Origin of the sequence: Candidatus Halobonum tyrrellensis G22, assembly GCF_000495475.1 — an archaeon.
GTDB lineage: Archaea > Halobacteriota > Halobacteria > Halobacteriales > Haloferacaceae > Halobonum > Halobonum tyrrellense.
This window is the reverse complement of the sequence record NZ_ASGZ01000037.1, coordinates 112,508-124,019: the sequence shown is the minus strand read 5'-3', so window position 1 is coordinate 124,019 and position 11,512 is coordinate 112,508. Positions and strand designations below refer to the sequence as shown.

At 71.2% G+C, this 11,512-nt stretch carries 14 protein-coding genes; 9 read left to right on the top strand and 5 right to left on the bottom strand.

What is annotated here, in order from left to right:
* Nucleotides 1-402: 402 nt before the first annotated feature.
* The 3 genes from K933_RS11690 (at nt 403) to K933_RS11680 (ending at nt 1,713) form a co-directional block, all read left to right on the top strand.
* Nucleotides 403-900 carry a PPC domain-containing DNA-binding protein gene (locus K933_RS11690; RefSeq protein ID WP_080509268.1) on the top strand — a complete coding sequence of 166 codons (498 nt, stop codon included), beginning with the start codon at nt 403-405 and terminating at the stop codon, nt 898-900.
* Nucleotides 901-1,090: 190 nt separating this feature from the next.
* Nucleotides 1,091-1,372 (top strand): DUF433 domain-containing protein, encoded by a 282-nt coding sequence (locus K933_RS11685; protein ID WP_049947820.1) that lies wholly within the window; start codon nt 1,091-1,093, stop codon nt 1,370-1,372.
* Nucleotides 1,372-1,713, top strand: coding sequence for a DUF5615 family PIN-like protein (locus K933_RS11680; protein WP_023394938.1), 342 nt, complete (start codon nt 1,372-1,374; stop codon nt 1,711-1,713). The genes K933_RS11685 and K933_RS11680 overlap by 1 nt, the downstream gene beginning before the upstream one ends.
* Before the next feature lie 213 nt (nt 1,714-1,926).
* Here K933_RS11680 and fer read toward each other — a convergent pair whose 3' ends face one another.
* Together fer and K933_RS11670 are read right to left on the bottom strand one after the other, a co-directional pair.
* Nucleotides 1,927-2,316, bottom strand: a complete 390-nt coding sequence (fer, locus tag K933_RS11675; RefSeq protein WP_023394937.1) for a ferredoxin Fer — start codon at nt 2,314-2,316, stop codon at nt 1,927-1,929.
* Between the two features lie 202 nt (nt 2,317-2,518).
* A complete protein-coding gene (locus K933_RS11670) occupies nt 2,519-3,688 on the bottom strand; it encodes an inorganic phosphate transporter (protein WP_023394936.1) in 1,170 nt (389 codons plus the stop codon).
* A 109-nt stretch (nt 3,689-3,797) separates the two neighbouring features.
* On the opposite strand from K933_RS11670, the gene htpX reads away from it, so the two are divergent.
* Entirely contained in the window at nt 3,798-4,664 is an 867-nt protein-coding gene (htpX, locus tag K933_RS11665) for a zinc metalloprotease HtpX (RefSeq protein WP_023394935.1), read from the top strand.
* Nucleotides 4,665-4,776: 112 nt separating this feature from the next.
* On the opposite strand, the gene K933_RS11660 is transcribed toward htpX, so the two are convergent.
* Both K933_RS11660 and K933_RS11655 read right to left on the bottom strand, forming a co-directional pair.
* A complete protein-coding gene (locus K933_RS11660) occupies nt 4,777-5,790 on the bottom strand; it encodes a hypothetical protein (RefSeq protein WP_023394934.1) in 1,014 nt (337 codons plus the stop codon).
* Between the two features lie 116 nt (nt 5,791-5,906).
* Complete coding sequence (locus K933_RS11655) at nt 5,907-6,371, bottom strand: DUF7522 family protein (RefSeq protein ID WP_023394933.1); 465 nt, start codon at nt 6,369-6,371, stop codon at nt 5,907-5,909.
* Between the two features lie 160 nt (nt 6,372-6,531).
* Between K933_RS11655 and K933_RS11650 the strand changes: the two genes are divergently transcribed.
* Nucleotides 6,532-7,788 carry an MFS transporter gene (locus K933_RS11650; protein ID WP_023394932.1) on the top strand — a complete coding sequence of 419 codons (1,257 nt, stop codon included), beginning with the start codon at nt 6,532-6,534 and terminating at the stop codon, nt 7,786-7,788.
* 11 nt (nt 7,789-7,799) lie between these two features.
* On the opposite strand, the gene surE is transcribed toward K933_RS11650, so the two are convergent.
* Nucleotides 7,800-8,648, bottom strand: a complete 849-nt coding sequence (gene surE, locus K933_RS11645; RefSeq protein WP_049947819.1) for a 5'/3'-nucleotidase SurE — start codon at nt 8,646-8,648, stop codon at nt 7,800-7,802.
* Nucleotides 8,649-8,782: 134 nt separating this feature from the next.
* Here surE and K933_RS11640 point away from each other — a divergent pair, with 134 nt between their 5' ends.
* From K933_RS11640 to K933_RS11625, 4 genes are all read left to right on the top strand, one after another.
* Nucleotides 8,783-9,376, top strand: a complete 594-nt coding sequence (locus tag K933_RS11640; protein WP_023394930.1) for a magnesium transporter — start codon at nt 8,783-8,785, stop codon at nt 9,374-9,376.
* Complete coding sequence (locus K933_RS11635; protein WP_023394929.1) at nt 9,377-9,934, top strand: magnesium transporter; 558 nt, start codon at nt 9,377-9,379, stop codon at nt 9,932-9,934. It abuts the gene before it with no gap.
* Between the two features lie 190 nt (nt 9,935-10,124).
* A complete protein-coding gene (locus K933_RS11630) occupies nt 10,125-10,955 on the top strand; it encodes a DUF2391 family protein (protein ID WP_023394928.1) in 831 nt (276 codons plus the stop codon).
* Entirely contained in the window at nt 10,952-11,488 is a 537-nt protein-coding gene (locus K933_RS11625; RefSeq protein ID WP_023394927.1) for a hypothetical protein, read from the top strand. Before K933_RS11630 ends, K933_RS11625 begins: the two co-directional genes overlap by 4 nt.
* Nucleotides 11,489-11,512: the final 24 nt, after the last annotated feature.

Below are 11,512 nucleotides of genomic sequence, written 5' to 3'. Positions count from 1 at the left end.
GGGCGGGTCGGCGACGCCGCGCCCCGGCGTCGGGCGCCGGGGTCGGTGGCGGGACCGGTGCGTCTCGGGGCGCCCGGTCCGGGCGTCCGGGCGCGGCGGGGGAGCGTCGTGCGCATGGTCGGGAGTGTCACGTCGGCGAACGCGGGCCGACGGGATAACGCTTCAGCTCCGGTTCGCGACTGCTGATAACCGGAGGCGGTGACTCCCGGCGGCTCCACCCGCCGAGCGGTCCCGCGACACACCGGGTTGTACCGGATCGTACACACTACTCGCGTACCAATCTAACACTTCGTGGTGTGAAGTTAACGTATAATTAAATTCGGATACTCCACAGATGCGAGCGTGACGCAGAGTCAGCCGAACGACACGATAGCGAACGCGACGGGCGCGTCGAACGAGGGAGTGCAGGTGCGGGAGGTCGACACCGCCGCCGAGTACGTGGCGACGCTCCAGGCGGGTGAGGACTGGCGGGCGGAGATCGAGACCGTCGCCGAGGCGGTCGGCGCCGACGGCGCGTGGTTCACCGCCGTCGGCGGCGTGCGGGACGCGGAGGTGTGGTTCTACGACCAGGAGGACCTCCAGTACGGGCCGACGTACGTCGACGAACCGATGGAGGTCGCCTCCTGTATCGGCAACGTCGCGGCCGTGGGGACCGACGGCGACCCCGTCCGCTACGCGCACACCCACGCGGTGCTCGCCCGCCCGGACGGGTCGGTCGTCGCCGGCCACCTCAACAGGGCGACGGTGTTCGTCGGCGAGGTGTACATGAAGGTGTTCGACGAGGGGTTCGACCGGAAGCGGGCCGCGACGCCCGTCCTCGACACCGACGCGTGGGCGAGCGCGACCGACGACCGCAGCGCGTTCCGCGACGAGGTGACGGGGCTGGACCTCCGGCGCTGACCGCGAGCCGGTAGCGAACCCGGATCGACGGCCGCGCGTCTCGACGTCCGTGAGCGCCGAAGAATCGGGAACGGTACGCGCGGTGCTGGGCGGGACCGGCCGCCCGGCCACGTCGAACCCTTAGACGACGCGGGACTGGCTGCAGTCCAGTCGTCCTGATATTCAAGTACAACGGCGGCGAAGAGAGTGTATGAGTCAGGTGACGCGGCGAATTGTGCAGGAACTACACGACGAGCCACACCTCGAAGGCCGGCGAATCACGGTTCAATTCATCAAAACGCAGGTCGAGAGTCGTGGTCTAGACCCACGGACGGTTGCGGATCGTCACGACGTCGACGTGGCCGATGTGTACCGGGCGCTCACATACTACCACGACCATCCAGAGGAGATGCGAGCTGTCGAACGGCAGCGTGAGGCTGCTATCGAGGATCACGAACACCTGACGACCGATCCGGACGACATCCGCGGCTGATGGCGTACCGTATCCTCGCGGACGAGAACGTCGAGCGTGCGACGGTCAACTACCTCCGAAAGCTCGACCACGATGTCGAACGACTCGACGAGGTCGCGGAACTCGGACTCGGTGCCGAGGACGAAGCGATAGCTCGGTACGCCCGCGAACACGACCGGATAGTTCTCACGCAAGACGACGATTTCTTCACCGAACTGGAGATCGAGCACATGGTCGGGGTCCTCTACCAGAGAGAGCAGACGCTGTCCGCGCGCGAGGTCGGAGACATCGTCCATGAGATGACACAGTACCTCGAACAGTCCGACGTCACCCTCGAATACGTCAGCGGAAACTGGTTGTGACGACACGGGGAACCTGCGTCGATTCGCGCGCGCTCGAACTGGATGGTCCCTAGATCGGAATCGCTCCGTCGAAGACGATACGCGATTCTGACCGCGGTCAGGTTGCCGAGGAAAACAGACAGCAAAGCCGCTGTCTGCCGAACATTCGAGGGATCATATGAGTACGATCCCGTGTGACAGTGCGCTCGTCTAACGAGCGTCGTACACTGCGGTCTAAATGACGCGGTTCTGGAGGTAGTCGAGGTGCTTCGCGTTGTAGACGATCTTGACCTCGTCGGCCGTCGGCGACCCGATGCAGGTCAGCCGGACGTTCTTCTCCTCGACCTCCTCGTCCGAGAGGATCTGCTGCATGTCCATGTCGATCCCACCCTCCTTGAGGATGGCTGCGCAGTTCGCGCACGCGCCGGCGCGGCAGGAGAACGGCCAGTCGTACCCCTGCGCCTCGGCGGCTTCGAGGATGTACTCGCCCTCGTTCACGTCGAGGGTGCCGTAGTCCTCCGCGTCAAGGTCGGCGTCGGCCGCCTCGCCGAAGAGGTCGTCGTCGTCCATCGACCAGCCGTGGTCGTCGAGTACTTCGTAGTTTAGGTATTCGACCGTGGGCATCTCGTCTTCGACTTCGGATGCCGCCCCATTAGATGTTGCTATCTCGATCCGGATGAATTCGGCGCCACAAGCTCTTTAGGCCCGCCAAAACGGCGTTTCACGTCCCCGAGATCGGCCGCTCCGAGGGTCGCGACCGGGTCGGTACCCCGCCGGGCGGGTCCCCACGTTCGGCCGGGGTCGACCCCGGAGACGCGGGTGTGACTCACACCGGCGCGAGCGAGAACAGCGCGTAGGAGGCCGCGAACGACAGCGACGGGGTGAGCATCCAGAAGAAGATGACCCGGCCGGTGGTGCCGGGGTTGAACAGGTCGTCCGCGAGCAGTTCGTCCTCCTCCTCCTCGCCGACGTCCGGCACCGACCCGTCGGCTTCGCCCTCGGCGGCGAGGGCGTTCACCGACACCTCCGGGCGCTCGCCGTGGACGGCGTCGCCGACGCTCGTCGTCCGGGTGGCGCGCCCCCAGCCGAGACCGACGATACACATCGTCGCGGAGACGGCGAGCGACGCGGGGATGTCGATGTACGAGAGGAACGCGATCAGGCTCGCGGAGACGAGTTCGACGATCAGCGCCGCGAGCAACGGCAGGTCGGTCAGGTCGTTGCCGACCGTATCGAGCGTGCGCCGGGCGATGGTGAACGCGCCGAGACCGATCGCTCCCGACGCGATGACGATCCCCAGGTCCGCCGAGAGGTTGGCTTCGGGGCTGCCCACCAGCGGCGCGACGGCGTTGGCGGCGTTGGACGCGCCCGCGGAGAACGCCATGTAGCAGGCGATGGCGACGACGAGCACCGTCCCGAGCAGTTCGCTCCGCGACGTGTTCGGCGCGCGGCTGATCCGGGGGACGCCGCCGTCGACCGCCACGTCGACGACGCCGCCCGCGGTGCGGTCGATGGGGAAGGCGGCGTCGAGATACGGGTAGAGGTACCGGCCGATCATCGCACACACCCAGAAGGCGATGACGGGCGAGACGAGCCACCACCCGACGATCCGGAGCATCACCTCGGAGTTGAGCGAGTTCGTCGCCGCCCCCAGCCCCGCGATGGCGCCCACCGCGGTCATCGACGTCGAGGCGGGGACGCCGAACGTGTTGGAGATGAGCAGCGCGAGACCGACGAAGAAGAGGACGCCGACGCTCGCGACCAGCGTGAACTCCGAGGAGGGGACGATCCGGCCGCCCATCGTCTCGATGACGCCGCGGCCGACCGTCCACGCGCCCGCGAACGCGAACCCGGTCATCAGCGCCGCCGCCGCGAGTTTCGACAGCAGGCCGCTCCCGACCGCCGGGCCGAACGCGACGCCCGTCGAGGAGCCACCGATGTTGAACCCGACGAACACCGCGACCCCGAGACCGACGAGGAGGAGTGTAGCGACCACACCGGGACTGAAACTCCCCATCGAATAAGTCCCTCGTCCGACGACGGATCCCGGTTCCGGGACCGCGTGTCACGACAGCGTTTAACCCGCCAGGCGAGTAGGACGACCCATGCAGTGGAAGACGGACTGGGGCCTGCGGGGCCGCATGTTCCTCACGATGTTCCTCCTGTTCGCCCTCTACGTCGTCTTCGCGGCGATCATGTCGCAGACGAGCTACAGCGGGTTCCTGATCCTCATGGTCCCGTTCCTGCTCGCGCAGTTCTTCTTCAGCGACAAACTCGCGCTCTACTCGATGGGCGCAACGGAGGTGAGCGAGGAGGAGTACCCCGAGTTGCACCGGAAGATCACCCGCCTCTGTCAGCAGGCGGACCTCCCGAAGCCGAAAGTCGCGGTCGCCGACCAGCGGATGCCGAACGCGTTCGCGACCGGCCGCTCGCAGAAGAGCGCCGCGGTCTGTGTCACGACGGGCCTGCTCCGCACCCTCGACGACGAGGAGTTGGAGGGCGTGCTCGCACACGAACTCGCGCACGTGAAGAACCGCGACGTGATGGTGATGACCATCGCGTCGTTCCTCTCGACCATCGCGTTCATGGTCGTCCGCTGGGGCGCGTTCTTCGGCGGCGGCCGCGACCGCAACAACGGCGGCGTGCTCGTCGCCATCGCGGCGTCGCTCGTGGTCTGGGTCGTCTCCTTCTTCCTGATCCGCGCGCTCTCGCGCTACCGCGAGTACGCCGCCGACCGCGGCGGGGCGGCGATCACGGGTAAACCCGGCGCGCTCGCGTCCGCGCTCGTGACCATCGACAGCGGGATGGACCGCGTGCCCCAGGACGACCTCCGGGAGACCTCCGAGATGAACGCGTTCTTCGTCATCCCGATCCGCAGCGGGTTCATCGGCAAACTGTTCAGCACCCACCCCAGCACCGAGAACCGCGTCGAACGGCTGCGCGACCTCGAACGGGAACTGGAGACGCGGTAGGGCCGCCGGGGAGTCCGACGCCGCGCTCGCGTCGGCCCCGCCGTTCCGTTTCTCGTGCCGTTCCGTCGCCCGCGCCATTCTGTTACCCGCATCGTTCCGTCGCCCGCGTCGGTCACGCCAGGAAGAACGCCACCGCAATCGAGATGAACACCACCTTCAGTACGGTGTTGAGCGCGACCACCTTCGACCCGAACGCGGGTCCCCAGACGCCGTACTGGAACGGGATCGACCGCTTGAACGTCGACACCGCAAAGGAGACGATCCCGCCCAGCAGCATCGTCACCACGGCGCCCTCGGCGGTCAGCGCCCCGCCCACCATCGGCGCGACGGTCGCCGCACCCGCGGTCGTGTCGAACGCGAACACGACGACGACGGGGACGGCGGCCGCGGGCAGGCCCGCCACCTCCGCGAGCGGACCCGCGGCGCTCGACAGCGACTCCAGGTCGACGTACGCGACCACCAGCGTCACCAGCGTGTAGACGACGACCAGCCGCGGGACGATCCGGCGGACGGTCGACCGCGTCGACCCGGCGGCCGCCCGGAGTCTCCCCCGCCTCCCGTCCGGTCCGTCGCCCGCGTCCGCCGCGTCGTCCGTGCCGCCGTCCGCGCGTTCGGGGTCCGCGGGGTCGTCGCCCGGGGTCCCGTCGGCCCGGCGCTCGGGCGACGGGAGGAGGACCGCGCCGCCGACCACGCCGGTCAGCGTGATGGCGGCCGCGATGGCCGCCCGCGCGCCGACGTACATGACGCCGACGCGGGCGCCGAGCACCGGGATCAGGACCGGAACGTAGAACGTGAGCACGTGCTGGAAGAAGCCGAAGAACGTGTTGATCGTCACCGCGACCAGCGTCGCGCGGTCGGAGAGCCGGCCGGACTCGCGGAAGTCGGCGAGCATCCCGTAGCCCGCTGTCGTCGACACCGCAGTGGTCAGGACGGCGGTGCCGGCCTCGTCGGGGAGGTTCGCCGGCCCGGTCAGATAGCGCGAGAGCCCCGCGAACCACTCGACGGCGCCGAACTCGACGGCGACGTTGGCGAGGAACACCCCGACCCCGACGAGGACCGCGATCCGGGCCGCTCGGAGGAGGGCGTCGCCGACCAACGGCAGGGCGTCGGCCGCGCCGGACTGCATGGACACACCTCGGTGGCGACGGGATAAGCCGGTTGCGAACCGCGGGAGTCGGTCCGCCCGCGGCGCGCGGTCGTCGGTCCCGCGCCGCCCGCCCCCGGGCCGGCCGCACCCCGGAGCTACCCCGGCCCCCCGGGCCCGGGGTCGACCGCGTCGGCCGGCCCGTTCGACGCCGGCGAGTCGGCCGCGTCCGGTCCCGCGAACGCTGGGCAGTCGCTCAGTCGCTCGTGACAGCCGGCGACGAACGACGAGAGGTCGCTCGCCGCCTCGGGGTACAGCGACACCACGACGCCGACGTCGTCGGCACCCAACAGGTGGAGCACGACCGTGTCGTCGAACAGCCGCACGGTCGACTCCAGCGACCCCACGTCGTACATCCGCTCGCGCCGGCGGTCGGCGGCGTGTTCCTCCCGGAAGTCGTCGACGAACGCTCCCATCTCGTCGTCGGTGTACGTCGACAGCGCGTCCGCGCCGTACAGCACCTGGTAGCTCTCGCGGTCGTACCGGACGACCGTGCGCAGACTCCCCCCCGCCGTTCGCCGGAGGTAGGCGAACAGCGCCCGGAACGCGGTCCGTTCGTCCATGCGTTCGCGAACACCGGGGGAGAAGTAAACCCATCGCGCTGGCGAGCGGCGCGGCGGGCGCCGCGGCCGGTCGCCCGCCCGGGTGAACCACCGCCCGTGGTCCACCGCCCGAACCGCCCCTTTCAGTCGGTTTTTCACCGGGGGCGTCGACGGGCGGACGATGGGAGTCGCCGCGCGACTGGGTCGGCTGAGCGAGTACGACGCGCTCGCGCTCACGGCGCTGGTGTGGTTCCTCGCGAAGTTCCTCCGATACGCGTTCCCCCCGCTGTTCCCGCGGTTCGGGGTGGAGTTCGGCGTGTCGAACGCGCTGCTCGGCACCGCCTACACCGTGATGATGACCGTCTACGCGCTGATGCAGTTCCCCTCGGGCGCGCTCGCGGACCGACTCGGCGCGACAAAGGTCATCGTCGGCGGGGGGCTGGTCGCCGCCGCGGGGGCGCTCTGGCTGGTCGTACCCGTCCCGCGCGGGCCGGTGTTCGCGCTGCCGTGGGCGGGCGCCGTCCCCGCGGGGTTCCTCGCGCTGGTCGGCGGGATGGTGCTCGTGGGGCTGGGGACGGGCGCGCACAAGACGGTCGCGGTCCGCCTGCTCTCGAGGACGTACCCCGCGCGGACGGGCCGCGCGCTCGGCGTCCTCGACACGCTGGGCGCGTTCGGCGGCGTCGCCGCGCCCGCGGCGGTCGTCCTCTTCACCGACGTCGCCGACTGGCACGCGCTGTTTCTCGCCGGCGGGCTGGCGGGCGTCGGTCTCGCGGCCGCCGTGCTCGCGCGGGTCCCCCGGCGGGTGCCGCCGACGCCGACCGACGCCGACGGGGGCGGGACGCCCGCGGGCGCGTACCTCGCGCTGTTCCGCGACCGACGGTTCGCGCTGTTCGTGCTCGTGACGCTCTGCTTCTCGTTCGGCTACAACGGCGCGGTCGCGTTCCTTCCCTCCTTCCTGGTCGCGGTCGGCGACCTCCCCACCGAGACGGCCAACCTGCTGTACAGCGGGCTGTTCGTCGTCAGCCTGGTCCAACTCGTCACGGGCGACCTCTCCGACCGGGTGGGTCACCTCCGGGTGATCGGCGCGACGCTGGCGCTCGCGGCCGCGGGCATCGCGGGTCTGCTCGTCGTCGGCGCCGCCGGCCCGGTCGTCCTCGGCGCCGTCGTCGTCGCGTTCGGTCTCGGCAGCCACGGCTTCCGGCCCGTCCGCGGGGCGTACCTCACCGCCGTCATCCCCGACGAGGTGGCGGGCGGCGGCCTCGGCGTCGTCCGCACGCTCCTGATGGGCGCGGGCGCGCTCTCGCCGGCGGTCGTCGGCGTGATCGCCGACGCCAGCGGGTTCGCCCCCGCGTTCGGCCTGCTCGCGGCCGCGATGGCGCTCGCGGTCCTGCTGACGGGCGTGGTCGCGGTGCTCGGCGACGACGCGACGGCGGCGTAGTTTCTCGGGTCTCAGTCGTCCGCGGCGGTCTCGGGCGCGTGGTGGCCGTTGTACGCCGCGACGAGTTCGTCGATGGCGGGCGCGTGGACCGACTCCTGGGGGACGCGCATCGCCGAGAGGCTGACGTCGCCGTCGACGACCGCGCCGCGGTCGGACCAGCCGGGGTACGTCTCGCCGACGCGTTCGAGCGTCGGGTAGCGGTCCGACTGGTCGAGCCGCGCCCAGTAGTCGTTGTCGAGGCGCCACGCGCCGCCGCCCGCCTCGCGTTCGTCGGCGGTCGCCTCGCGCACCTCGACCGAGTAGTCCGCGAGCGGTTCGGTCACGCGGAGTTCGCCCGCGTCGGTCATCGGCGCGTTCACGTTGAGGTAGTCGGCGGCGTGGAACACCCCCGAGTCGGGGAGCCGGTCGACCAGATCGCGGGTGACCGCCGCGGGCGCGTCGAACCCCACCTCGTCGGGGGGGAAGAACTCCTCGCGGTGGTACGCCGAGACGGCGACCGCCGGGGTGCCGAGGAACGCCGCCTCGACGGCCGCGCCCACGGTGCCCGAGTGGCCGATGAGGTACTCCCCGCAGTTGGGACCGAGGTTACAGCCCGACACCACGAGGTCGAACTCGTCGTCGAAGACGGGCGCGCGCAGCCCCCACGCCGCACAGTCGGCGGGCGTGCCGTGGACCGCGTACCCCCACTCGTGGTCGTCGACGTCGACCGCGTCCGACCGCGACCGGCCCACCCCCGACTGGTCGTCCGCGGGCGCGACGGCGGTCACGTCCGCGACCGCGCGCAGCGCGTCGTACAGCGCCGCGAGACCCGGCGAGTCGATGCCGTCGTCGTTCGTCAACAGCACCCGAGGCTGGTTCACGTCCGCGGGGAGGGAGAGCGAGGATAAGGGCGCGTCGGTCGTGTAACCGACTCGCACGCGCTCCCGTGTCGACACCGCCACGCGCGGCGCGCCCGACACGCCCGACTTTTGAGGGGGGCGCGCGTCCTCCCCCCATGGGCACCGTCGACGTGGCGCGGGATGCGTACCGCGAGGCGCTGCCGGCGCTGGCGGCCAGCCTCGTCGGCGGCCTGCTCGCCGGCGTCGTGCTCGGGGGGATGCGCGCGGAACTGCGTGCGGTCGAGGGACTGCTCGTGTTGGTGCCGGCGCTCCTCGCCACCCGGGGGAACGTGTACGGGAGCTTCGGCGCGCGCCTGTCGACCGGACTCCACCAGGGGCTGGTCGAACCGCGGGTCGACGCGGGCGACGAACGCCTCCGGGCCGCCGCGAGCGCCGCGCTGGCGAACGGCCTGCTCGCGTCGGCGCTCGCCGCGGTCGGCGCGGCCGTGCTGCTCCGTCTGCTCGGGCGGCCGGTCGCGCCGCTCGCGACGCTACTGTCGGTCGCGCTGGTCGCCGGCCTGCTCTCGGGGGTGGCGCTCACCGTCGTGGTCGTCGTCGTCGTCTTCGCGGGCTACCGTCGCGGGCGCAACCCCGACACGCTCGTGGGGCCGGTGGTGACGACGACCGGCGACGTGTTCGGCGTCGTGTTCCTCCTGCTTGCGGTGCGGGCGACGCTCGCGCTGGTCGGGCTGGTCGGGGGGGCGGGGTAGATGGCGACCGACTGGAGCGTCCGCGCCATCACCCGCGCGACGCTCCCGGTGTTGGTGGGGCTGACGCTGGTCGAACTCGGCTCCGGGCTGGTGCTCGGCTCGTTCGAACGGCGGCTGCTGGCGTCGCCGTCGCTGCTCGTGTTGGTGCCGGTGACCATCGGCACCGCGGGCAACCTCGGGTCGATACTGGCCTCGCGGCTCTCGACCGCGTTCCACCTCGGCACGCTGTCGTTCTCGCCGGCGGACGACGAACTCGCGGGCAACGCCGTGGCGACGGTGGCGCTCGCGGCCACGCTGTTCCCGGTCGTCGGCCTGGGCGCGTGGACGCTCGCGTCGTTCGTCGGGACGACGACGCTCGCGCCGACGACGGTGGTGGTGGTGGCCTCCTCGGCGGGCGTGGTGCTCGCCGTGCTCGCGGTGGCGGTGACGCTCGCGGCGACGTACGTCGCCTACCGTCTCTCGCTCGACCCCGACGACGTGGTGATCCCCGTCGTCACGAACGTCTGTGACGTGCTCGGGGTGGTCGTCCTCTTCGCCGCGGTGCTCGTGTTCACGTGAACGGTCGGGGGTGCGAGCCGAGCGCGCACGCACCCGTGCCGTCGGCCGGGGACCGCGCGACGCCGGCCCGACACCGTCCCGACGCCGACCGCGTGCGGTAGCCGGTAACGGGGCGGGACGGGACAGGACGGGACGGAGTCGGCAGGCGACCGGCGAGAGGGTTTTTCAAACCCCCGGGTGACGTGCGGGCATGGAGGAGGCGCTCGCGGACGAACTTCGCGAACAGGGCCGCGGCATCGTGGGCGCGCTGTTCGTCCTCGGCGTGACGGCGACGTACACCCAGGAGATCTGGTGGCTCGGGCAGTCGCTGTCGGCCGAAGGGGTGTTGGCGTACTCGACGGCGGGCGTGATACTCGTCTACCTCGCCTCGCAGGCCATCGGGTTCCGCGAGGGGACCGAAGCGCACGACCGGCCGTACGGGCTGGGCGAACTCACCGACTTCGCCGAGGTGCTGTTACAGGGGCTCCTCACCAGCCTGGTGGCGCTGTGGCTGCTCGGCATGCTGTCGTTCGGCGACTCGCTCACCCTGATCGTCCGCCGGACGCTGTTTCTCACGGTGCCGTACGCGCTGGGCGCGGCGGTGGCGGACACGCTGCTGTCGGGCGGCGACGACGACCCCATCGTCGGCGACCGCGAGGACACCCGCGCGCTCGCGTTCGTCGCCGGCGCGCTGTTCATCTGCTTCCCCATCGCGCCGACCCAGGAGGTGCTCGTGATGGCCAACCGGATGAACTGGTGGCGGCTGTTCGCCATCGCGCTCGTCAGCCTCGGCACGGGCTACCTCACGCTGTACACCGTCGAGTTTCGCGGGCAGGACCGCCGGCTCGGCGAGAGCACGTGGCGCGGACGGGTCGGGCTGACCTGCACCGCGTACGTGTTCGCGCTCGCGACGGCCGCGCTCCTGCTCGCCGGGTTCGGCGCGTTCACCGAGACGTCGCACGCGATGTGGGTGCGCCAGACGGTCGTGCTCGGCTTCCCCGCGAGTATCGGCGCCGCGGGCGCGGGGGTGGTGCTGTCGTGAGCGACGACCGCGACGACCCGGCGGACGACCGCGACGACCCGGCGGGAACCGACGAGACGGCCGACGCCGACCGGACCGGCGGCGACGCGGACGACGGGGGGGTCGACCCGATCGGCGGCGGCGCCGAGCGGGCGCGCGAGGCGGCGCCCGACTCCGCCGCGGAGGCGGCCGACGAGGTGACCCACTCCGTACTCGCCGTCGAGCGGACGGTGCTGATCGCGAGCGTCGTGATCACGGCCGCGCTGCTGGTGTTTCTGGCGTACAGCGCGGTCACGACCCCCGAGACCGCCCCGCCGACCGTCGAGGTGGCGGGCGCGACGGCCACCGACAACGGCACCGACCTCGTCCGGGTCGCGCTCACCAACCACGGCGGGACGGGCCTCTCGACTGCGACGGTCGCAGTCGACTGCGGGAGCGTGTCGACCGAGGTGGAGTTCGAGAACGTGCCCGCGACGAACACCGCGACGGGCGTCGTGGTCTGTCCGGCCGGCGCCGACCGGGAGCTGACGGTCCGGTCGTGGCAGGTGGCGTAGGCGGGTCGGAGGCGACGACGGGGC

Coding starts and splice junctions, on each gene's coding strand:
- K933_RS11640 (WP_023394930.1), top strand. CDS start 8,783: ATGGGCACCGTCGACGTGGCGCGGGATGCGTACCGCGAGGCGCTGCCG.
- K933_RS11685 (WP_049947820.1), top strand. CDS start 1,091: ATGAGTCAGGTGACGCGGCGAATTGTGCAGGAACTACACGACGAGCCA.
- K933_RS11680 (WP_023394938.1), top strand. CDS start 1,372: ATGGCGTACCGTATCCTCGCGGACGAGAACGTCGAGCGTGCGACGGTC.
- K933_RS11635 (WP_023394929.1), top strand. CDS start 9,377: ATGGCGACCGACTGGAGCGTCCGCGCCATCACCCGCGCGACGCTCCCG.
- htpX (WP_023394935.1), top strand. CDS start 3,798: ATGCAGTGGAAGACGGACTGGGGCCTGCGGGGCCGCATGTTCCTCACG.
- K933_RS11630 (WP_023394928.1), top strand. CDS start 10,125: ATGGAGGAGGCGCTCGCGGACGAACTTCGCGAACAGGGCCGCGGCATC.
- K933_RS11650 (WP_023394932.1), top strand. CDS start 6,532: ATGGGAGTCGCCGCGCGACTGGGTCGGCTGAGCGAGTACGACGCGCTC.
- K933_RS11660 (WP_023394934.1), bottom strand. CDS start 5,790: ATGCAGTCCGGCGCGGCCGACGCCCTGCCGTTGGTCGGCGACGCCCTC.
- fer (WP_023394937.1), bottom strand. CDS start 2,316: ATGCCCACGGTCGAATACCTAAACTACGAAGTACTCGACGACCACGGC.
- K933_RS11655 (WP_023394933.1), bottom strand. CDS start 6,371: ATGGACGAACGGACCGCGTTCCGGGCGCTGTTCGCCTACCTCCGGCGA.